We start from the raw sequence: 1,109 nt of genomic DNA, 5'->3' as shown, positions 1-1,109 counted from the left end.
GATCTTACTGAAACGTTTAGAGCAACTGTAATCCTTTAAGGAGCAGAGCCGACGCAATAGTCGGCTCTTTTCAAGCATGATAGAAATTCAACGACGTCCCGAACCGGATCTTTCCCTTCTCCCAGATTCCATTCCTCCGATCTTAAAACGCATTTACATCAATCGCGGTATTACTGACATCGCGCAGCTAGAAACCTCTGCTCGTGGATTGCATTCGTACCAAAAGCTTGGCGGCATTGAGCAGGCGGTTGAGTTGTTGTTCCAAGCGATTCAAGAGCAAAAACGCATCATCGTGGTGGGTGACTTTGACGCAGATGGCGCAACGAGTTCTGCTCTTTCTGTATTGGCATTGCGTATGCTTGGCAGCAATAACGTCGATTACTTGGTGCCGAACCGCTTTGAAGATGGCTACGGTTTGAGCCCAGAGGTGGTCGATCAAGCATTGGAACTTGGCGCAGAAATGATCATGACGGTCGACAATGGCGTATCGTCGATTGAAGGTGTGCGCTACGCCAAAGAAAATGGCATTACCGTATTGGTGACAGACCACCATTTGCCAGGACAAGTTCTGCCAGAAGTGGATGCGATGGTGAACCCAAACCTCGACAGTTGTGCGTTTCCTTCTAAAGCGTTGGCTGGCGTTGGTGTGGCGTTCTATCTGATGATGGCGTTGTGCGTTCACATGCGCAAACACAACTGGTTTGCTCAGCAAGGCATGCAAGAGCCGAAACTGATGGAGCTGATCGACCTTGTCGCACTGGGCACTGTCGCTGATGTTGTGCCGCTTGATGAGAACAACCGAATTCTGGTGCATCAAGGGTTGCAGCGCATTCGTGCGGGGAAAGCGCGCCCAGGTATTCAGGCACTGATTGAAGTGGCGAAACGCGATGCGCGACGTTTGGTGGCATCGGACTTCGGCTTTGCATTGGGGCCGCGTATTAATGCCGCTGGCCGTTTAGACGACATGTCTTTTGGTGTTGAGCTGCTGATGTGTAACAACATCCATGCCGCACGTCGCATGGCCAGTGAGCTTGATGGGCTCAATCAGACTCGTAAAGAGATTGAAGAAGGCATGAAGCAAGAAGCGATGGCGTTTTGTGAACGTTTGC

At 50.9% G+C, this 1,109-nt stretch carries 1 protein-coding gene; it reads left to right on the top strand.

Annotation, left to right across the window (positions count from 1 at the left end; translation table 11 throughout):
* Window positions 1–76 precede the first annotated feature (76 nt).
* Window positions 77–1,109 (top strand): DHH family phosphoesterase (locus R7P69_RS25100; protein ID WP_318121817.1); only part of this gene is annotated, 1,033 nt, incomplete at its 3' end.

The organism is Vibrio sp. 661, from assembly GCF_033339315.1.
Classification (GTDB): Bacteria; Pseudomonadota; Gammaproteobacteria; order Enterobacterales; family Vibrionaceae; genus Vibrio; species Vibrio alginolyticus.
This window is presented reverse-complemented; position numbering and strand designations above follow the sequence as displayed.